The sequence below is a fragment of the Streptomyces sp. NPDC003036 genome (assembly GCF_040611175.1).
In the GTDB taxonomy this organism is placed as follows: domain Bacteria; phylum Actinomycetota; class Actinomycetes; order Streptomycetales; family Streptomycetaceae; genus Streptomyces.
In genome coordinates, this window is record NZ_JBEXNO010000011.1 from 1 (window position 1) to 19,217 (window position 19,217).

The following is a 19,217-nucleotide window of genomic DNA, read 5'->3' on the forward strand; positions in this document are numbered from 1 at the left end:
CGCCCGGTTACATTCCGAACCCGGAAGCTAAGCCTTTCAGCGCCGATGGTACTGCAGGGGGGACCCTGTGGGAGAGTAGGACGCCGCCGAACAATCTTTCAAGGACCCTTGGTCCCAGCGTGCATGCTGGGACCAAGGGTCCTTTTTTCAATTGTGCGGGATTTTCCCGAAGCGCATCGGACGGCCGACTGCGCGAGAATGACTGCGGTACCCGAATGACAGGAGTCATGCCCATGTCCACCAACTCCTCCGACGATCGTCCGGAGCGCGAGCCGCGTCGCAGGGACGGTGGCGAGCGGGGCGGCTTCCGGCGTGATGACCGCGGCGGGCCGCGTCGGGACGACAACCGTGGCGGTGGCTTCCGCCGCGACGACCGAGGCGGGCGCCCCGCCGGCGGCGGCTTCCGCCGTGACGACCGGCGGGACGACCGCCGTGATGATCGTCGGGACGACCGGCCGGCCTTCCGGCGCGATGACCGGCGCGACGACCGGCCCGCTGACAGGCGGGATGACAACCGTGGCGGCGGTTTCCGTCGTGATGACCGTCGGGATGACCGGCCCGCCTTCCGGCGTGACGACCGCCGGGATGATCGGCCTGGTTTCCGTCGCGACGACAGGCGGGATGACAACCGCGGTGGTGGCTTCCGTCGCGATGACCGTCGGGACGACCGGCCCGCCTTCCGGCGCGATGACCGGCCCGCTGACAGGCGGGATGACAACCGCGGTGGTGGCTTCCGTCGCGATGACCGGCCCGCTGACAGGCGGGATGACAACCGTGGCGGCGGTTTCCGGCGCGACGACCGCCGTGACGACCGTGACCGTGGTGGGTTCCGCCGGGATGACAACCGCGGTGGTGGCTTCCGTCGCGATGACCGTCGGGACGACCGGCCCGCCTTCCAGCGCGATGACCGGCGTGATGACCGGCGCGACGACCGTCGGGATGACAACCGTGGCGGTGGCTTCCGTCGCGATGACCGTCGGGACGACCGGCCCACGTTTCCGCGGGACGACCGGGCTCCGCGGCGCGATGACCGCGACCGCGGTGACCGCGGTGGGTTCCGTCGGGACGACCGCGGTGACCGCGGTGACCGCGGCACCTTCCCCCGCGACGACCGAATGCAGCGTCGGGACGACCGGCGCGATGACCGGCGCGATGACCGGCCCGGCTTCCGTCGGGACGACCGGGCGCGTGGGCCCCGCCGCGATGACCGGCGCGATGACCGGCGTGACGACCGGCGCGGTGGCGGCTACCGGGGGCGGGACGACCGTGGTGGGTTCCGGCGGGAGGACCGTGAGCGGGAGCCCATCAAGCGGCTGCCGATCCCGGCGGACGTCACCGGTGACGAGATCGACAAGGACGTGCGGCAGGAGCTCATGAGCCTGCCGAAGACGCTCGCCGAGGATGTCGCCAGGAACCTCGTGATGGTCGCCAAGCTCATCGACGAGGACCCGGAGCAGGCGTACGCGTACTCGCGCATCGCGCTGCGGCTGGCCTCGCGCGTGGCCGCGGTGCGGGAGGCGGCCGGCTTCGCGGCGTACGCCACGCAGAAGTACGCCGAGGCTCTGGCGGAGTTCCGCGCGGCCCGGCGGATGACCGGCAGTGTGGAGCTGTGGCCCGTCATGGCGGACTGCGAGCGCGGGCTGGGCCGGCCCGAGCGGGCGATGGCGATGGCCGGTGAGCCCGAGGTGCAGAAGCTGGACAAGGCCGGCCAGGTCGAGATGCGGCTCGTGGCCGCGGGGGCGCGCAGGGACATGGGGCAGCTCGACGCCGCCATCGTGACCCTGCAGAGCCCGGAACTGGCGTCGAACTCCATCCAGCCGTGGACCGCGCGCCTTCGGTACGCGTACGCCGACGCGCTGCTGGAGGCGGGGCGCGAGGACGAGGCGCGGGAGTGGTTCGCCAAGGCGCTGGAGGCCGACAAGGACGGCTCGACCGACGCATCCGACCGGCTCGCCGAGATGGACGGTGTCGAGTTCGTCGACGCCGCCATGGAGGACGAGGACACGGACGCGGACGACGACGCAGAGGAGCTGGACGCCGAGGACGGCGACCAGCGCTGATGACGAAAGGGCGGCACCCCATCCCGGGGGTGCCGCCCTTTTCGCGTTTCAGCCCAGGGCGAGGCTGCGGAGCACCAAACCCGTCGCGGGTTTCGGGCCGAACGACGTCGACTTGCGGGGCATGGTGACGCCCTGGCGGGCGAGGTCGCGCACGACCTCTTCCCGTACCGGATGCATCAGGACCGCCGTGCCGCCTCGGCGGGAGGCCAGGCCGACGGCGGCTTCGGTGTCGTGGATGTACGCGATGTGCCCGGAGGTGTCCGGGATCCGCCAGAGGTGGTCGATCAGGGTGGCGTGCAGGACCGTCGCGTCGAGCGTGCGCCAGGCTTCGGGGCGGTCCGCCGGGATCGTACGGGCCAGCAGGGCGGGGTCCGGGCGGTCGATGAGGTGGAAGCGGCCGTCGGCACCGGTGAGGAGGAACGCGTTGCCTTCGGCGGCGGCGGAGGCGAGGGTCTCCATGGCCGCCGGGAGCGGAGTGCCCTCGTCCAGGGTGCGTATGCGGAAGCGGTCGTCGAGGGCGGCGAGCGCGTCGGCGATGGGCAGGCGGTTCAGCAGGCGGTGGATGGCGCGGACCTGGAGGGGGTAGCGGGCGGTGTCGACGAGGAGGACCAGGCCGTAGTTCCAGGGGCCGGGGGACGGGTGCTCCTCGCGCAGGCGCAGGTAGGTCGCCCAGCGGTGGTGACCGTCCGCGATCAGGGCCTGGTGGTGGGCGAGGTCGGCGGCGATCCGGTCCATGTCGGCCGGGTCGGTGATGGCCCACAGGCGGTGGCTGAAGCCGTCCTCCGTGGTGGTGGCGAGGACGGGGGCGCGCAGGGTGGTGCGCTCGATGACGGCGGTCGCGCCGGTGGCGCTGCCGTTGCCGCGGTAGGTGAGGAGCAGAGGCTCCAGGTTGGCCGCGGTCGTACGCATCAGGGCCGCGCGGTCCTCGATGACGTGCGGCATGACGTCCTCGTGCGGCAGGACGACGCCCTCGGCGGGGGCGGAGAGCTCCAGGGCGCCGATGAGGCCGCGCTGGAGCAGGTCGCCCTTGCGCTGCTCGTACACGTACAGGGCGGGCTCGGCCTCCGGGGTGAGGACGCCGTCGGCGAGCCACGCGTCCAGGGTCTCGGCGGCCTGGCGGTGGCGGGCGCCGTTGGTGGCGGCCTGCGGAAGGATCAGCCGGACGATGTTGTGGGGGTCGGCCGACTCCAGGTGGTTCAGGCCGTCGGGCCGTACGACGACGTCGTACGGGGGGGAGGTCACCGCGGCGAGGCTGCCCACCCGTTGGGCGTCGTAGCGCAGCCCACGGAAGGGGAGCAGGTGCAGACCGTCGTTGGCCGCGGGACCTGTGCTGTTCATCCCAGCATCGTATGTGGGACACGTCATGAGCGATGATCGAGGGAGTGGATTCGCAGGGAGGATGACCGGACATGGCGCAGCAGCAGGGTGGCGACGGCAGGACCCGCACGACTCGGACGCGGCCGAGCGGGAGCGGGACCGCGCTGAGCGAGGCCTACGACACCGCGCTGCTGGACCTGGACGGGGTGGTGTACGCGGGCGGCGAGGCGATTGCGTACGCCGTCGACGCGCTGGAGGCGGCGCGGGCCGGCGGCATGCACCTGGCGTACGTCACCAACAACGCGCTGCGGACACCGGCGGCGGTGGCGGCGCACCTGACGGAGCTGGGTGTGCCGGCGGAGGCCACGGACGTGGTCACTTCCGCGCAGGCCGTGGCGCGGCTGGTCGCCGAGCAGGTGCCGCAGGGGTCGCGGGTGCTGGTGATCGGCGGCGAGGGGCTGCGGGTCGCGCTGCGCGAGCGCGGACTGGTGCCGGTGGAGTCGGCGGACGACGAGCCGGCGGCGGTGGTGCAGGGGTACGGGGGGCCGGAGCTGCCGTGGGGGCGGTTCGCGGAGGCGTCGTACGCCGTTGCGCGCGGGGTGCCGTGGTTCGCGTCCAACACCGACCTGACGATCCCCGGTCCGCGGGGCATCGCTCCCGGGAACGGCGCGGCGGTGGAGGTCGTCCGCATCGCGACGGGGGCGGAGCCGCAGGTGGCGGGCAAGCCGCTGACGCCGATGCACCGCGAGACGATCCTGCGGACGGGAGCGGAGCGGCCGCTGGTGGTCGGGGACCGGCTGGACACGGACATCGAGGGGGCGTTCAACGGGGGCGTGGACTCTCTGCTCGTCCTGACCGGGGTGACCGATCCGGCGCGGCTGCTCGCGGCGGTGCCGGAGCACCGGCCGACGTACGTGGACGCGGATCTGCGGGGGCTGCTGACCGGGCAGCCGGAGGTGACGGGGACGGCGGCGGACGGGTTCGAGTGCGGGGGCTGGACCGCGTCGGTGAGCGGTGGCGGCGGTGCGCTGGTGCTGGACGGTGAGGGCGAGGCCCTGGACGGGCTGCGCGCGCTGTGCGCGGCGGCGTGGACGCAGGCGGGGGCGGAGGCGTGCGCGCTGGACGCGGGGAAGGCGCTGGTCCGGCTGGGGTGGTGACAGGGCGTCAGGAGCGCGGCTCGGCACGGAAGGTGGCGTGGCCGGTCGGGTGAGCTGCCGTCGGTGCCGGCTCTTCGGGGCGCGGTCCGCCGGCCCGTCCGTGGCTCCGGAGCGTGCCTTGGCGCGGCGGATGGTGGGGTTTCCCAGGTCAGGCGGCTGGTGACCAAAGGAGGATAGGCTAACCTAACCGGGTGTTGGTCGAGAGTCCTTCCGAAGTGAGCGCGGAGCCGATACCCGCCGCCCCGCCGCGCAGGCGCCATTCGGTGCGTGCGCTGGGGCTGCTGGGGGCCGTCGGTGTCCTGCTGCTGGTGTGTGTCGCGAGCATCGTGATCGGGGCCAAACCGGTCCCCGTCGGGGATGTGTGGCACGGCGTGTTCCACAACTCCGGTACCGGCAACGACGTCGTCATCGCCGAGCTGCGCATGCCGCGCACCCTGCTGGGGCTGCTCGTCGGTGTCGCGCTCGGGCTGTCCGGCGCCGTCATGCAGGCGCTCACCCGCAACCCGCTCGCCGAGCCGGGGCTCATGGGCGTCAACGCGGGCGCCGCCGCCGCCGTCGTCACCGCCATCAGCTTCTTCGGGGTCACCTCCCTGGCCGGGTACGTGTGGTTCGCGTTCGCCGGGGCGGCGCTCGTCTCCGTCGTCGTGTACGTCCTCGGCGGCAGCCGCAGCGCCACACCTGTGCGCCTCGCGCTCGCCGGAACGGCCACCACGTTCGCGCTGTACGGCTACGTCAACGCCGTACAGCTGCTGGATTCGGCGGCCCTGGACCGGCTGCGGTTCTGGACCGTGGGGTCGCTGGCCACCGCCGACATGGCGACCATCGGCAGGATCGCGCCGTTCATCGCGGTCGGGGTCGTCCTCGCGCTGCTGATCGCGCGGCCCCTCAACGCCATGGAGATGGGCGACGACACCGCCCGCGCACTGGGCGCGAACCTCAACCGCACGCGCGTGCTCGCGATGGTCGCGGTGACGCTGCTGTGCGGCGCCGCGACCGCCGCCTGCGGGCCCATCGTCTTCGTCGGACTCGCGGTGCCGTATCTCGTACGGGCGCTCACCGGCCCGGACATGCGGTGGATCCTGCCGTACGCGGCGGTCCTCTCGCCGGTGCTGCTGCTCGGCGCCGACGTCATCGGGCGGGTCGTGGCCCGGCCCGCCGAGCTCCAGGTGGGCATCGTCACCGCGATCGTCGGCGGGCCCGTCTTCATCCACCTCGTACGCCGCAAGAGGATGGCCCAGCTGTGAAAGCGACACGCGCGATACGCATGCCCGGTGGGCTCTCCGTACGGGTCGAGCCGCGTGGCCTGGGCGTCGCCCTCGGCCTGCTCCTGGTGACGCTCGCGGCCGGGGTCGTCCTCATCGGCAGCGGTGACTTCCCCATCGCGCCCGCCGACGTCGTCGCCACGCTGCTCGGCGACGGCACGGCGGTGCAGGAGTTCGTCGTCCAGGAGCTTCGGCTGCCGCGCGTCCTCGTGGCGATCCTCGTCGGGGCCGGGCTCGGCCTGGGCGGCGCGGTCTTCCAGTCCCTCACCCGCAACCCGCTCGGCAGCCCCGACATGATCGGCTTCGGGCAGGGCGCGACCGTCGGCGCGCTCACCGTGATCGTGCTCTTCGACGGCGACGCCACCGCCGTCTCGGCCGGAGCCGTCGTCGGCGGCCTGCTGACCGGCGCGGCCGTGTACCTGCTCGCCTGGAAGCGGGGCGTCCACGGCTTCCGGCTCGTCCTCGTCGGCATCGGCGTGGCCGCCATGCTCACCGCCGTCATCCACTACCTGATCACCAAGGCGAACCTGGTGGACGCCACCCGCGCCACCGTCTGGATGACCGGCTCGCTGGAGGGGCGCGACTGGACCCAGTTCTGGCCGCTGCTCGTGGTGTCCTGCGCCCTGGTGCCCGTGGTCCTCGCCTACGGGCGGCCGCTGCGGATGCTGGAGATGGGCGACGACGCGGCGTACGCCCTGGGCGTGAAGGTGGAGCGCACGCGCGTGGCGCTCACGGCCTCCGCCGTCCTGCTCGTCTCCGTCGCCACCGCCGCCGCCGGGCCCATCACCTTCGTCGCGCTCAGCGCCCCGCAGGTCGCCCGTCGGCTCACCCGCTCGCCCGGGCCGAACCTGGCCAGCTCCATGCTCACCGGTGCCGCGCTGCTGCTGGTCGCGGACTGGACCGCCACCAACGCCTTCGGGGAGCGGCAGCTTCCGGTGGGCGTGGTGACCGGCGTCGTCGGCGGCGTGTACCTGCTGTGGCTGCTGGTCATGGAGCGCAAGGCAGGCCGGATATGAGCCCCAAGAACGCCAACAACCCCAACAACCCCAGCGACCCCACGAACCACGAGAACACCGAGTTCGCCGAGAGCGCCGAGATCGCCAGGAGTACGTCCATGCAGCGCCAGCACCAGCGGCTCAGCGCCGAATCGGTCACGCTCGCCTACGAGCAGCGGATCATCGCCCGCGACCTGTCGGTCGAGATCCCGGACAACTCCTTCACGGTGATCGTCGGCCCCAACGCCTGCGGCAAGTCGACCCTGCTGCGCGCCCTGTCCCGGATGCTGAAGCCCGCCGAGGGCCGCGTGCTCCTCGACGGCCAGGCCATCCACTCCATGCCCGCCAAGAAGGTCGCGCGCACGCTGGGCCTCCTGCCGCAGTCTTCCATCGCGCCCGACGGCATCACCGTCGCCGACCTCGTCGCCCGCGGCCGCTACCCGCACCAGGGGCTGCTGCGGCAGTGGTCCCCGGAGGACGAGCGGATCGTCCAGGAGTCGATGGACGCGACCGGCGTCGGCGAGCTCGGCGAACGGTACGTCGACGAGCTGTCCGGCGGCCAGCGCCAGCGCGTGTGGATCGCCATGGCGCTCGCCCAGCAGACGCCGCTGCTGCTGCTCGACGAGCCGACGACGTTCCTCGACATCCAGCACCAGATCGACGTACTGGACCTGTGCGCCGAGCTGCACGAGACGCAGGGCCGGACCCTCGTCGCCGTCCTGCACGACCTGAACCACGCGGCGCGGTACGCCACGCACCTCATCGCCGTACGGGGCGGGGAGATCATCGCCGAGGGCCCGCCGGCCGAGATCGTCACCGCCGAGCTGGTCGAGCGGGTCTTCGGGCTGCGCTGCCAGGTCATCGAGGACCCGGAGACGGGGACGCCGCTGGTGGTGCCGGCCGCCCGCAAGGCGCGCCTGGCGCCCGCGCTACAGAAGTGAGCGCAGGCGCAGCAGGTCGCGGAAGCCGGCCTCCAGCCTGACCCGGCCGGAGGCCCACGCCTTGGCGAAGTTCAGCTCGCCGTCCACCAGCGCCACCAGGTCGTCGCCGGTCATCGCCAGCCGGATCTCGGCCCGCTCCGGGGGTGGTCCTTCGACCTGGTCGCGCACCTCGATCCGGCCGCCCGCGAGGCGGCCGGTGAAGGTGACGTCGAGGTCCGTGATGTGGCAGCTGAGCGTGCGGTCGAGCGCGGTGGCGTCGCGCACCTCGCCGTTCGCGCGCGTGAGGTTGTCGGAAAGTCTGTCGAGTGCGCTGCGGCACTCCTCGATCGTGGCCATCGCCACCGACCGTACCCCAGCGCTTCGCGGTAGCGTCTGGGCATGAGCGACGTGATGCCTGGGGACGGATCGCCGGCGGAGCCCGCGCCCCCGGAGGCGTACGGCACGGAGGCGTACGAGCCGGCGGCGCCCGCGCCCCTCGGCGTGGAGCGCGTGCCCACCGGCCACCCGGGGGTCGACGCCGGTCTGGAGCGGCTGGGCGACGCCGACCACCTCCCTGCGGACGGGCACCTGGAGGTGTACGAGGATGTACACCGGGGGCTGCGGGACGCGCTGACCGCGCTCGACGCGCGCCCGCCGATGCCTTCGCCGTACGAACACAGGAGCTGAACCGAACGTGGCAGGAGTCGCACGCCGCCGTCTCGACGCCGAGCTGGTACGCCGCAAGCTCGCCCGCTCGCGCGAGCACGCGAGCCAGCTGATCGCGGCGGGGCGGGTGACCGTCGGCGGCGCCACCGCCACCAAGGCGGCCACCCAGGTGGAGACCGCGGCCGCGATCGTGGTGGCCCAGGACGACACCGACCCCGACTACGTCTCGCGCGGCGGGCACAAGCTGGCCGGGGCGCTGGCGGTCTTCGTGCCGCGCGGGCTGAAGGTCGAGGGGCGGCGGGCGCTGGACGCGGGCGCGTCCACCGGCGGCTTCACCGATGTGCTGCTGCGCGCCGGGGCCGCTCACGTCGTCGCCGTCGACGTCGGATACGGGCAGCTCGCCTGGTCGCTGCAGAGCGATGAACGCGTCACCGTCAAGGACCGTACGAACGTACGTGAACTGACGCTGGACGCGATCGACGGAGAGCCGGTGGACCTGGTGGTGGGAGACCTCTCCTTCATCCCGCTGGGGCTCGTGCTGCCCGCCCTGGTGCGGGTGTGCGCGCCCGACGCCGACCTGGTGTTGATGGTGAAGCCGCAGTTCGAGGTGGGCAAGGAGCGGCTGGGCAGCGGGGGAGTGGTCCGCAGCCCGGAGCTGCGCGCGGAGGCGGTACGGGGCGTGGCCCTCCACGCCGCCGGGCTGGGGCTCGGCGTGCTGGGCGTGACCGCGAGCCCGCTGCCGGGGCCGTCGGGCAACGTCGAGTACTTTCTGTGGCTGCGGGCGGGGGCGCCCGCGCTGGATCCGGCGGATGTGGAGCGGGCTGTGGCGGAGGGACCTCGTTGACAACGACGACAGCGGCACCACGGGCGACCACCGGACGGACCGTCTTCCTGCTCGCGCACACCGGCCGGCCGGCCGCGGTGCGCAGCGCGGAGCTGGTCGTCCTCGGGCTGCTGCGCAGCGGCATCGGCGTACGCGTCCTGGCGGCGGAGGCGGCGGACCTGCCGCTGCCTCCGACCGTGGAGACGGTCCCCGAGGCGACGCCCGACGTGCTCGACGGCTGCGAACTGCTGATCGTGCTCGGCGGTGACGGGACGCTGCTGCGCGGCGCCGAGTTCGCGCGCGCCTCCGGGGTGCCGATGCTCGGCGTCAACCTGGGGCGGGTGGGCTTCCTCGCCGAGGCCGAACGCGACGACCTGGACAAGGTCGTGGACCGGGTGGTGACGCGGGCCTACGAGGTCGAGGAGCGCATGACCCTCGACGTCGCCGTGTACGAGAACGGCGATGTGCTGCACAGCGACTGGGCGCTCAACGAAGCCGCCGTCCAGAAGGTGTCGGCCGAGCGCATGCTGGAGGTCGTCCTCGCGATCGACGGGCGGCCGGTGACCGGCTTCGGCTGCGACGGCGTGATCTGCGCGACGCCGACCGGCTCGACGGCGTACGCCTTCTCGGCGGGCGGGCCGGTCATCTGGCCCGAGGTGGAGGCGCTGCTGATGGTGCCGATCGGGGCGCACGCGCTCTTCGCCAAGCCGCTGGTGACCACGCCCGACTCGGTGCTGGCGGTGGAGGTCGAGCCGCACACGCCGCACGGCGTGCTGTGGTGCGACGGGCGCCGGACCGTCGAACTGCCCGCGGGCGCGCGGGTGGAGGTCCGCCGGGGCGCCGTGCCCGTACGGCTGGCGCGGCTGCACCACGCGTCGTTCACCGACCGGCTGGTGGCGAAGTTCGCCCTGCCGGTGTCGGGGTGGCGCGGGGCACCGCACTAGAACGGGCGGGTCTCCGCGCTGTCCGGGCCCGGTGGCGGTTCCTCGGGGCGGTGCCGCGCTGCCCCTCGGGCCGGGCGCCGGTCGTCCTCGATCGTGCGATGGCGCAGACTTTCGGGGCGGGCGCGGCCGTACGAGAGAAGTGAGGATCCGATGGCGAAGGTCGCCGTGGTGGGCGTGGGCATCATGGGCGGGGGCATGGTGGAGAACCTGCTCCGGCACGGGCACGAGGTGGTGGTGTGGAACCGCAGCCCCCGGCGCGTGGAGGAGCTCGCCGCGGCCGGCGCGGTGATCGCCGCCACCCCGGCCGAGGCCGCCGCCCGGGCCGACGTCGTCTTCGAGGTGACCGCCGACGACGCCTCCTCCCGGCAGGTGTGGCAGGGGCCGGACGGCATCCTGGCGGGAGCACGGGAGGACGCGGTGCTCATCGCCTCGGCGACGCTCTCCGTCGGCTGGGTGGAGGAGCTGGCCGCCGCGTGCGAGCGGCAGGGCGCGGTCTTCTTCGACGCGCCGCTGACCGGCGGGGCCGCCGGTGCCAGGACCGGGAACCTGGTGCTGCTCGCCGGAGGCGACGCCTCCCGGCTGCCGGAGCTGCACCGTGTGTTCGACGCCATAGCCAAGGAGGTCAAGCACTTCGGGCCGGCCGGGGCGGGCACCCGCTTCAAGCTCGTCCTCAACGCCCTCCAGGCTGTGCACCTCGCCGGTCTGGGAGAGGCCCTGCGCCTGGCGGAGGCGGTGGGCCTCGACCCGCTCCAGGTCGGCCCCGCGCTGGTGGAGCGCCCCGGCGGTGTGGTCACCCAGCTCGCCTGGGACAGCTACCTGAACCCGCCGGAGCCCGCCAACTTCCAGGTGGAGTGGGCCCACAAGGACCTCACCTACGCCGCCCGCATGGCCGCGGAGGCCGGAGAGGACCGGCACCCGCTCCTCGACGGCGTGCTGGCGCAGTTCGACGGCGCGCTCGCCGAAGGCCGCGGACAGCGCGACTGGAGCGCCATCAACCCCGTCCACGCCGACAGCGCCGCCCCCCGCCACTCCGTGGAGTGACATCCGGGGAACACGTGGGTTGACCGGGGCCCGGACGACGCGGGCGCGACCTGCGGGATCGGCGACGCGGGGCGGGGGCCGTCGCACTCCGGGCTCCGGACCTCGTAAGGTCTTCTCCGTGCTGGAGGAGATGCGGATACGGTCGCTCGGAGTCATCGACGACGCGGTGGTGGAGCTGTCACCCGGTTTCACCGCGGTGACCGGCGAGACCGGTGCGGGCAAGACCAAGGTGGTGACGAGCCTCGGGCTGCTGCTCGGCGGGCGCGCCGACGCGGCGCTCGTGCGGATCGGCTCGCCGTCGGCCGTCGTCGAGGGCCGGATCAGCGTGGCGCCCGGTGACGCCGCGGCCGTCCGGGCCGAGGAGGCGGGCGCCGAGCTCGACGACGGCGCGCTCATCGTCAGCCGCACCATCTCGGCGGAGGGCCGCTCCCGGGCGCACCTGGGCGGGCGGTCCGTGCCCGTCGGCGTACTCGCCGAGCTCGCCGACGACCTCGTCGCCGTACACGGCCAGACCGACCAGCAGGGCCTGCTCAAGCCGGCCCGGCAGCGGGGCGCGCTCGACCGGTACGCGGGCGAGGCGGTCGCCGGGCCGCTCGCCAAGTACAGCGAGGCGTACCGGCGGCTGCGGGCCGTCTCCGCCGAGCTGGAGGAGCTGACCACGCGGGCACGGGAGCGGGCGCAGGAGGCCGACCTGCTGCGCTTCGGGCTCGCCGAGATCGAGGCGGTCGAGCCCCGCGCGGGCGAGGACGCCGAGCTGGCCGCCGAGGCCGAGCGGCTCGGCCACGCCGAAGCCCTCGCCTCCGCCGCCGCGCTCGCCCATGGCGCGCTCGCCGGCAATCCGGAGGACCCGGAGGCGGTCGACGCGACGACCCTCGTCGCGGGGGCGGGCCGGGCCCTGGAGGCCGTACGGTCGCACGACCCCGCGCTCGCGGCGCTCGCCGACCGGATCGGCGAAATCTCGATCCTCCTCGCGGACGTGGCGGGCGAGCTCGCCGGATACGCCGACAACCTGGACGCCGACCCGCGGCGGCTCGCCGCCGTCGAGGAGCGGCGGGCCGCGCTCACCTCGCTCACCCGTAAGTACGGCGAGAACATCGACGCCGTCCTGGCGTGGGCGGAGGAGGGCGCCGCCCGGCTCACCGAACTGGACGGCGACGACGACCGGATCGGCGAGCTGACGGCCGAGCGGGACGCCCTGCGCGACGAGCTCTCCGGTCTGGCGCAGGCGCTCACGGACGCGCGCACCGAGGCGGCGGCGCGGTTCGCCGACGCGGTCACGGCGGAGCTGGCGTCGCTCGCCATGCCGCACGCGCGGGTGTCGTTCGCCATCCGGCAGACCGAGGACCCGGAGGGCGTCGAGGTGGGCGGCCGGACGGTGGCGTACGGGCCGCACGGCGCCGACGAGGTCGAGCTGCTGCTCGCCCCCCACCCGGGGGCGCCGCCCCGGCCGATCGCCAAGGGCGCCTCGGGCGGTGAGCTCTCGCGCGTGATGCTCGCGGTCGAGGTGGTCTTCGCCGGTACGGACCCGGTGCCGACGTACCTCTTCGACGAGGTCGACGCGGGGGTCGGCGGTAAGGCGGCGGTGGAGATCGGGCGCCGGCTGGCCAAGCTCGCCAAGTCGGCGCAGGTCGTGGTCGTCACGCATCTGCCGCAGGTGGCGGCCTTCGCCGACCGCCAGCTGCTGGTCGAGAAGACCAACGACGGCTCCGTGACCCGCTCAGGTGTCACCGTGCTGGAGGGCGAGGACCGGGTGCGGGAGCTGTCGCGCATGCTGGCCGGCCAGGAGGACTCCGAGACGGCGCGGGCGCACGCGGAGGAGCTGCTCGCGGCGGCGCGGGCGGACGGCTGAGCGGAGGCTGCGGGAGCCCGCCGGCTGCTCTGCCGTGTGGGTGCGGCGGGCCCGCCGGGCCCGTCCGCCGGCGCCGACGGGTGCTTCGTAGTGCTGCTGCGTGCCATGGGAGTGCCCCTCTCAACCGATCGGTCGGTACGTCACACAGAGTGACAGACGCCACTGACAATCGACTCCGACCGCGGCCTAGGCTGGCCGTCATGATCGAGAACTGGAGCAGGAGCGCCGCCGCGTTCGGTCTCGCCGCCGGGGCCACCCGTGCCGTGTACGCGGGGCTGCGGCGGCGCCGGGGCGGCGACCGGCGCTGGGAGCGGACCAACTACGCCGGGCGGACCGTCGACCTGTACGCCGGGCCCGCCGTGGCCGTCGGGGCCGCCCTCGGCGCGCTGCCCGCCACCACGCGCGCCGCCGCCGCGCTGTCCGGACTCGTGGCCGGGGCCTGTGGCGCGTACGACGACCGGAACGGTGACCACCGGCGGGGCTTCCGCGCCCATCTCGGCGCGCTGCGCGACGGGGAGGTCACCAGCGGGGCCGTCAAGCTCTTCGGGATCGGGGCCGCCGCCCTCGCGGCGGGCGCGCTGCTCAAGGAGCGGCCCGTCGACAAGGTCCTCGCGGGCGTGGTGATCGCCGGCACCGCTCACCTGGTCAACCTCATCGACGTACGCCCCGGGCGGGCCGCCCTCGCCGTGCTCATGCTCAGTACCCCGGGGCTGCTGCGAGGGCCCGAACCCCTCGCCCTCGCGCCCATGGGGGCCGCCGCGGCCGTCGTCGCCGACGACCTCGGGGAGCACACCATGCTCGGCGACGCGGGCGCCCACGCGCTGGGCGCGGCGCTCGGTACCGCCGTCGCCGCCGCCAACGGCCGGTTCGGGCTGGTGGTCCACGCGGCAGGGGTCGTCGCGGCGGCGGTGTACGGGGACCAGGTCAGCCGACGTATCGCAAGTTCACCCATGTGAGTGATACGGGGTGCGAGGTTACGCCACCGGACACGGGAACGGGGCCTCGCTGGTGCCGGAACGCGCGTACGGACTGGCATTCTTGGGCGCGTGACACAGCTGCGTACGGTCCAAGTGCTCGGCGGCGGCAGCGCGGGCAGCAGCGCTCATGTCAGATCACTGGCCGCCGGGCTGGTGGCGAGGGGCGTGCGGGTGACCGTGTGCGCCCCCGCCGAACTCGACCAGGACTACGACTACCTCGGCACCGGCGCCCACTTCGTGCCCGTGCCGCGGCGCAGCGACCCCCTCGCCATCGCGGTGCTCCGCGCCGCGTGCGCCGGCGCGGACGTGGTGCACGCGCACGGCGTGCACGCCGGGGTGCGGGCGGCGCTGGCGCTCGGTTCGCAGGCCCAGCAGCGCCGGCGCGTGCCGCTCGTCGTCACCTGGCACACGCGGACGCCCGCGGACGGCCCCGCCCGGGCGCGGCTGCTCCGGCTGATGGAGCGCAAGGCCGTGCGGGCGGCGGCCGTTGTACTCGGCACCTCCTCCGAACTGGTGGACCGCGCGCGGCGGCGCGGCGCCCGCGACGCACGCCTCGGCCCCGTCTCGATCCCCGCGCCCCGGCGCGGCTCCGAGGCCGCGGACGGCAAGGCCCGCGCGGACCTCGGCGCGATGGACCGGCCGCTGCTGATGGCGGTCGGCGCGCTCGAAGCCCACCGGGGCTACGGCACGCTGCTGGACGCGTCCCGACTGTGGCTGCGCCACGACCCCGTACCGCTGGTGGCCGTCGCCGGCGAGGGGCGGCAGCGGGGCGCCCTGCAGCGGCGCATCGACGCCGAGGGCCTGCCGGTACGGCTGCTCGGGCGCCGCGACGACGTCACGTCCCTGCTCGCCGCGGCGGACGTGGCGCTGCTCCCCAGCCGCTGGGAGGCCCGCGCCCCGCTGGCCCAGGAGGCCCTGCGCCTCGGCGTGCCGCTGGTCGCGACGGCGGTGGGCGGAGTGCCCGAACTGGTCGGCGACGCGGCGGTCCTGGTGCCGTACGGGGACGCGGGGGCGCTGGCCGAGGCGGTGGCGGGGCTCCTCGCCGACCCGGGGCGGCGGGCGGAGCTGGCGGCGGCGGGGAGGGCGCAGGCGGGGACGTGGCCGACGGAGGACGAGACGGTGGTGCAGGTGCTGAGTGTGTACGACGAGCTGTGCGGGGGTCGGTGAGGGGGCTTTCTCCCCACCCCGCCCCTTCCCGAACCGGGGGCTCCGCCCCCGGGCCCCCGGGGGTACCTGTGGGTGCTGCGCCCCCACTCCCCACCCCCGCGGCAGCTTCGCGCCGCGCTCCATGCCCGGTGGTGCGTGTGAGTGCTGCGCCCCACGCCCGCCGTTGCGGCGGCCTGCGCCGCGCCGCCAGGTCCCGGAGGTACCTGTGGGAGCTGCGCCCCCACTCCCCACCCCCGCGGCAGCTTCGCGCCGCGCCCAGCAGGCCCGGGGCCCAAACCCGCCCCCGCGGCGGCTTAGCGCCGCGCCCCCAGCCCCCGGGGGTACGTGGGGGCACCCGCGCCTCGCCGTGCGGCGGCTCGCGCCACCCCCCGGGCCCGGGGAGTGCGGGTGGGTGCTGCGTCCCAACGCCCCGTCCCCGCGGCAGCTTCGTGCCGCGCGCCCACGGGTCTCACCCCCCGCGGCACCCGCGCCCCGCGCCCCCAGGGGTACCTGTGGGGGCTGGCCCCCACGCCCTGCCCCCGCGGCACCCGCGCCGCGCCCCCCCGCCCAGGGCAGCGGAGGCGCCCCGCCGGGCCGCGGCGTCCTACCCCGGCCTCAGCCCGTGTGCCGACGTGCCCGCAGGGCCAGGGACAGGGCCAGGACCGTTTGGGGGTCGTCGAGGTCCGTGCCCAGGAGGTCGCCTATGCGGGCCAGGCGGTTGTAGAGGGTCTGGCGGTTGAGGTGGAGTTCGCGGGCGGTTTCCGCCTTGCGGCCCGCGTGGGCCAGGTAGGTCTCCAGGGTGGGGAGCAGGGGCGGGCGGGAGGTGCGGTCGTGGTCGCGCAGGGGGCCGATCGCGCGGTCCACGAAGGCGGCCAGGGCGGCGCCCTCGCCGTGGTGGCTCAGGCGCCACAGGAGCAGGTCGATGTCGAGGCGCCGCGCGTCGTACCAGGGGCGGTCCGGCAGGCCCTGCGCCGCCGTCGCGGCTTCGGCGGCGTGGCGCAGGCCCGCCGAGGCCGCGGCCCAGTTGCCCGCGACGCCCACCACGACGACCGGCGCCCCGGCCCCCGTGTGCTCGAGGCCCGCGCGGGAGACGCCCGCCCGCAGGGCCGCCGCCACGCGGTCGGCGACCGCCGTGCGCTCGGACTCCGTGCGCAGGCCCAGCAGCAGCGGCACCCGGCCCTCGACCGGGCGGACGCCCAGCAGCACGGGCACGCCCACCGCGCCCAGCTCCTCCAGTACGGCCCGGGTCAGCAGGGACCAGTTCCCGGCGGGCGGCGATGCCGAGGCCAGGCGCATCACGACCGGCAGCAGGGGCCCGTCACCCGGCTTGAAACCGAGCACCCGTGCCTGCGCCGGCGCCTCCTCGGCGGGGATGCGGCCCTCCGCGAGGTCCGTCAGGAAGTCGCCCCGGCCCCGCGCCGCCAGCTCCTCCTCCTGCCGGGCCTGCATCAGAACGACCGCCAGGATGCCCGCCGCCCGTTCGGCCGCCATGCGGTGCACCGGCGACAGCACGCCCGACACGGACAGGAGCACCAGCCGGGCCCGGACCGCCGCCGCGCCCGGGCCGCCGCCCGGCACGTCCACCAGCACCGCGCCCGCCGGCGGCTCCGCCTCCCGGGCCGCCCGCTGGCCGCGCAGCCCGTCCCACACCTGGAGGGGATCGGCGCACGACGGACCGGTCTCGGTGCCGGCGGCGTACAGCAACTGCCCGTCCGCCGTCTCCAGGAACACCGGATTCGCGGCGAAGTCCGCCAGGATCGACAGCACCTGCGGCACCCCGCCCCCGCCCAGCAGCGCCTCCGTGCACCGCCGGTGCACCTCCTCGGCCTGCCGCAGCATCGCGTAATGGCCGTTGACGATCTCGGTGTGGACCTCCTCCGTGACCGAGACGAAGGGCACCTCCCGGTGCAACTGCACCAGCGGCAGGCCCGCCGCCCGCGCCGTTTCCACGATCGTCGCCGGCAGCCGCGAGAACCGCGGCCCCAACTCCACCACCAGCGCCGCGATCCCCCGCTCCGCCAGCCGCCGTACGAACGCCCGCTGCTCCGCCGGGCGCGTACCCAGGCCCAGGCCCGTCGTGAGGAGCAGCTCGCCGCCCTTCAGCAGCGACGCGATGTTCGGCACCTCGCCGGCGTGCACCCAGCGCACCGTCCGGTGCAGCCGGTCCGCGCCCGCCACCACCTCGGGCAGGCCCCCGCGCAGACCGGGCAGCTCAAGCGCCCGCCGCACGGTGATCCCGCCATGCTCACCCTGGCCACCCCGGCCGACCTGGCCTTCCATCGAGCTCATGCAGCCGGACGCTACCGGGCCCGCCCCCGCGCCGACATCACGCGCCGGTGACGACGTGCCGCACCGCTCGACAAGTCGTCGCCCCCACACGGCATTTGTATGACCGCATGTCGCTTGTGGCGTACGTCACGTCGGAGGAGGGTCTCCCGGCATGGCAGAGAACCACACCCCCGAAGCGCACCAGGTGCAACGGCTCAAGGCGAACTCCGTCGGACTGGTCGGCGTCGTCTTCATGGCGGTCGCCACCGCCGCACCGATCACCGCGATGACCGGAAACCTCCCCATCGCGGTCGGCTTCGGCAACGGCACCGGCGCCCCGGCCGGTTACCTCTTCGCGACGCTCGTCCTGACCGTCTTCTCCGTCGGATACGTCGCCATGGCGAAGCGCATCACCGCGGCCGGCGCCTTCTACGGCTACATCTCGCACGGCCTCGGCCGGATCGCCGGCATGGCCTCCGGCATGCTCGCGGTCCTCGCGTACATCGTCTTCGAGGCGTCCATCGTCGGCGTCTTCGCGTACTTCACCAAGACGACCGTCGCCGACCAACTGGGCGTGGATCTCCCGTGGATCCTGTACGCGGCCGGGATGCTCGCGGTCACCGCCGTCCTCGCGTACTTCGACATCAACCTCACCGCCAAGGCCCTCGGCGTGATGCTCGTCGCCGAGATCGCCGTCCTGTTCGCCGTGGCCACGGCGGTGCTGATCGCGGGCGGCGGGCCCGACGGCATACCCACCGAGCCCATCAACCCCGCCAACGCCTTCACCGGCACCTCCGCCGGACTCGGCCTCTTCTTCGCCTTCTGGTCCTGGGTCGGGTTCGAATCCACGGCGATGTACGGCGAGGAGTCCCGCGACCCCAAGCGGGTCATCCCGCGCGCCACGCTCGTCTCCGTCATCGGCGTCGGCCTCTTCTACATCTACGTGTCCTGGATGACCATCGCGGGCAACGGCCTCAAGGGAGCCGTCGAGGTCTCCGCCTCAGCGACGCCGCTCGACCTGTTCTTCAACCCGACCCAGTCCTACATCGGGGCCTGGGCCGTGGACGCCTTCCAATGGCTGCTGCTCACCGGCTCCTTCGCCTGCGGCATGGCCTTCCACCAGTGCGCCTCGCGCTACCTGTACGCCATCGGCCGCGAGGGCTTCCTCCACCCCGCCCTCGGCCGTACGCACGCCAAGCACGGCTCGCCGTACATCGCCTCGTACGTCCAGAGCGCCATCGCCGTCGCGCTCGTCGGCGCCTTCTGGCTCACCGGCCAGGACCCGTACATCCACCTGTACACCCTGCTCGCCATCCTCGGCACGATGGCGATCCTCATCGTCCAGACGCTCTGCTCCTTCGCCGTCATCGGGTACTTCCGCAAGAACCACCCCGAGGACCGGCACTGGTTCAAGACCTTCACCGCCCCCCTCCTCGGCGGCATCGGCATGACGGCGGTCGTCGTCCTGCTCGTGCTCAACATGGAGACCGCCGCGGGCCTCGCCGCCGACTCCCTCTTCTTCACCCTGATCCCGTGGATCGTCGGGCTCGTCTTCTTCGGCGGCCTCGCCCTCGGCTTCTACCTGCGGGCCAGGCAGCCCCAGCGCTACGAGATCATCGGCCGGATCGTCCTCGAGGACGCGGCCGAGCGTGAAGACGACGTTCCCCAGACCGCCACCGTCTGATCCCCGCCACCGTCTGATTCCCGCGCCGTCTGATCCCCGCCACCGTCTGATTCCCGCGCCGTCTGATCCCCGCCACCGTCTGATCCCCTCCACCCTTCGATCCGCCCC

At 74.2% G+C, this 19,217-nt stretch carries 17 protein-coding genes and 1 rRNA gene; 15 read left to right on the top strand and 3 right to left on the bottom strand.

Annotated elements, in window-relative coordinates:
* From rrf to ABZX67_RS10450, 3 genes are all read left to right on the top strand, one after another.
* Positions 1–92, top strand: a 5S ribosomal RNA gene (gene rrf / locus ABZX67_RS10440); the annotation flags it as partial.
* A gap of 223 nt (positions 93–315) precedes the next feature.
* Positions 316–1,377, top strand: a complete 1,062-nt coding sequence (locus ABZX67_RS10445) for a hypothetical protein (RefSeq protein WP_355357265.1) — start codon at positions 316–318, stop codon at positions 1,375–1,377.
* On the top strand, positions 1,314–2,060 hold the full coding sequence (locus ABZX67_RS10450) for a tetratricopeptide repeat protein (RefSeq protein ID WP_355357267.1): 747 nt from the start codon (positions 1,314–1,316) through the stop codon (positions 2,058–2,060). The genes ABZX67_RS10445 and ABZX67_RS10450 overlap by 64 nt, the downstream gene beginning before the upstream one ends.
* Before the next feature lie 48 nt (positions 2,061–2,108).
* On the opposite strand, the gene ABZX67_RS10455 is transcribed toward ABZX67_RS10450, so the two are convergent.
* Entirely contained in the window at positions 2,109–3,398 is a 1,290-nt protein-coding gene (locus ABZX67_RS10455) for a DUF1015 domain-containing protein (RefSeq protein WP_355356974.1), read from the bottom strand.
* A 71-nt stretch (positions 3,399–3,469) separates the two neighbouring features.
* Here ABZX67_RS10455 and ABZX67_RS10460 point away from each other — a divergent pair, with 71 nt between their 5' ends.
* From ABZX67_RS10460 to ABZX67_RS10475, 4 genes are all read left to right on the top strand, one after another.
* Positions 3,470–4,534 carry an HAD-IIA family hydrolase gene (locus ABZX67_RS10460; protein ID WP_355356976.1) on the top strand — a complete coding sequence of 355 codons (1,065 nt, stop codon included), beginning with the start codon at positions 3,470–3,472 and terminating at the stop codon, positions 4,532–4,534.
* A 230-nt stretch (positions 4,535–4,764) separates the two neighbouring features.
* Entirely contained in the window at positions 4,765–5,778 is a 1,014-nt protein-coding gene (locus tag ABZX67_RS10465) for an iron chelate uptake ABC transporter family permease subunit (protein WP_355357269.1), read from the top strand.
* Positions 5,779–5,798: 20 nt separating this feature from the next.
* The gene (locus tag ABZX67_RS10470; protein WP_355357271.1) at positions 5,799–6,812 is read left to right on the top strand and encodes an iron chelate uptake ABC transporter family permease subunit; all 1,014 of its coding nucleotides are present in this window, start codon (positions 5,799–5,801) and stop codon (positions 6,810–6,812) included.
* A gap of 98 nt (positions 6,813–6,910) precedes the next feature.
* The gene (locus ABZX67_RS10475; RefSeq protein WP_355357273.1) at positions 6,911–7,732 is read left to right on the top strand and encodes an ABC transporter ATP-binding protein; all 822 of its coding nucleotides are present in this window, start codon (positions 6,911–6,913) and stop codon (positions 7,730–7,732) included.
* Here ABZX67_RS10475 and ABZX67_RS10480 read toward each other — a convergent pair.
* Positions 7,721–8,068 carry an SCP2 sterol-binding domain-containing protein gene (locus ABZX67_RS10480; protein ID WP_355356978.1) on the bottom strand — a complete coding sequence of 116 codons (348 nt, stop codon included), beginning with the start codon at positions 8,066–8,068 and terminating at the stop codon, positions 7,721–7,723. The genes ABZX67_RS10475 and ABZX67_RS10480 overlap by 12 nt on opposite strands.
* A 54-nt stretch (positions 8,069–8,122) precedes the next feature.
* Between ABZX67_RS10480 and ABZX67_RS10485 the strand changes: the two genes are divergently transcribed.
* From ABZX67_RS10485 to ABZX67_RS10515, 7 genes are all read left to right on the top strand, one after another.
* Entirely contained in the window at positions 8,123–8,398 is a 276-nt protein-coding gene (locus ABZX67_RS10485) for a hypothetical protein (protein ID WP_355357275.1), read from the top strand.
* A 7-nt stretch (positions 8,399–8,405) separates the two neighbouring features.
* Positions 8,406–9,221, top strand: coding sequence for a TlyA family RNA methyltransferase (locus ABZX67_RS10490; protein ID WP_355356980.1), 816 nt, complete (start codon positions 8,406–8,408; stop codon positions 9,219–9,221).
* Positions 9,218–10,144, top strand: a complete 927-nt coding sequence (locus ABZX67_RS10495; protein WP_355356982.1) for an NAD kinase — start codon at positions 9,218–9,220, stop codon at positions 10,142–10,144. The genes ABZX67_RS10490 and ABZX67_RS10495 overlap by 4 nt, the downstream gene beginning before the upstream one ends.
* A 150-nt stretch (positions 10,145–10,294) precedes the next feature.
* Positions 10,295–11,185, top strand: a complete 891-nt coding sequence (locus tag ABZX67_RS10500; protein WP_355356984.1) for an NAD(P)-dependent oxidoreductase — start codon at positions 10,295–10,297, stop codon at positions 11,183–11,185.
* 130 nt (positions 11,186–11,315) lie between these two features.
* A complete protein-coding gene (gene recN, locus ABZX67_RS10505) occupies positions 11,316–13,034 on the top strand; it encodes a DNA repair protein RecN (RefSeq protein WP_355357277.1) in 1,719 nt (572 codons plus the stop codon).
* A gap of 200 nt (positions 13,035–13,234) precedes the next feature.
* Positions 13,235–13,990, top strand: coding sequence for a hypothetical protein (locus tag ABZX67_RS10510; RefSeq protein WP_355356986.1), 756 nt, complete (start codon positions 13,235–13,237; stop codon positions 13,988–13,990).
* A gap of 90 nt (positions 13,991–14,080) precedes the next feature.
* Positions 14,081–15,178 carry a glycosyltransferase family 4 protein gene (locus tag ABZX67_RS10515; protein WP_355356988.1) on the top strand — a complete coding sequence of 366 codons (1,098 nt, stop codon included), beginning with the start codon at positions 14,081–14,083 and terminating at the stop codon, positions 15,176–15,178.
* Positions 15,179–15,772: 594 nt separating this feature from the next.
* Here ABZX67_RS10515 and ABZX67_RS10520 read toward each other — a convergent pair.
* Positions 15,773–17,437, bottom strand: coding sequence for a PucR family transcriptional regulator (locus tag ABZX67_RS10520; RefSeq protein ID WP_355357279.1), 1,665 nt, complete (start codon positions 17,435–17,437; stop codon positions 15,773–15,775).
* Positions 17,438–17,597: 160 nt separating this feature from the next.
* Between ABZX67_RS10520 and ABZX67_RS10525 the strand changes: the two genes are divergently transcribed.
* Entirely contained in the window at positions 17,598–19,109 is a 1,512-nt protein-coding gene (locus tag ABZX67_RS10525) for an APC family permease (protein ID WP_355356990.1), read from the top strand.
* Positions 19,110–19,217: the final 108 nt, after the last annotated feature.

What these genes read in the sequence shown, in the direction of transcription:
- ABZX67_RS10445 (WP_355357265.1), top strand. Translation starts at nt 316, where the DNA reads ATGACCGCGGCGGGCCGCGTCGGGACGACAACCGTGGCGGTGGCTTCC.
- ABZX67_RS10455 (WP_355356974.1), bottom strand. Translation starts at nt 3,398, where the DNA reads ATGAACAGCACAGGTCCCGCGGCCAACGACGGTCTGCACCTGCTCCCC.
- ABZX67_RS10460 (WP_355356976.1), top strand. Translation starts at nt 3,470, where the DNA reads ATGGCGCAGCAGCAGGGTGGCGACGGCAGGACCCGCACGACTCGGACG.
- ABZX67_RS10470 (WP_355357271.1), top strand. Translation starts at nt 5,799, where the DNA reads ATGCCCGGTGGGCTCTCCGTACGGGTCGAGCCGCGTGGCCTGGGCGTC.
- ABZX67_RS10475 (WP_355357273.1), top strand. Translation starts at nt 6,911, where the DNA reads ATGCAGCGCCAGCACCAGCGGCTCAGCGCCGAATCGGTCACGCTCGCC.
- ABZX67_RS10480 (WP_355356978.1), bottom strand. Translation starts at nt 8,068, where the DNA reads ATGGCCACGATCGAGGAGTGCCGCAGCGCACTCGACAGACTTTCCGAC.
- ABZX67_RS10485 (WP_355357275.1), top strand. Translation starts at nt 8,123, where the DNA reads ATGCCTGGGGACGGATCGCCGGCGGAGCCCGCGCCCCCGGAGGCGTAC.
- ABZX67_RS10500 (WP_355356984.1), top strand. Translation starts at nt 10,295, where the DNA reads ATGGCGAAGGTCGCCGTGGTGGGCGTGGGCATCATGGGCGGGGGCATG.
- recN (WP_355357277.1), top strand. Translation starts at nt 11,316, where the DNA reads ATGCGGATACGGTCGCTCGGAGTCATCGACGACGCGGTGGTGGAGCTG.
- ABZX67_RS10510 (WP_355356986.1), top strand. Translation starts at nt 13,235, where the DNA reads ATGATCGAGAACTGGAGCAGGAGCGCCGCCGCGTTCGGTCTCGCCGCC.
- ABZX67_RS10520 (WP_355357279.1), bottom strand. Translation starts at nt 17,437, where the DNA reads ATGGAAGGCCAGGTCGGCCGGGGTGGCCAGGGTGAGCATGGCGGGATC.
- ABZX67_RS10525 (WP_355356990.1), top strand. Translation starts at nt 17,598, where the DNA reads ATGGCAGAGAACCACACCCCCGAAGCGCACCAGGTGCAACGGCTCAAG.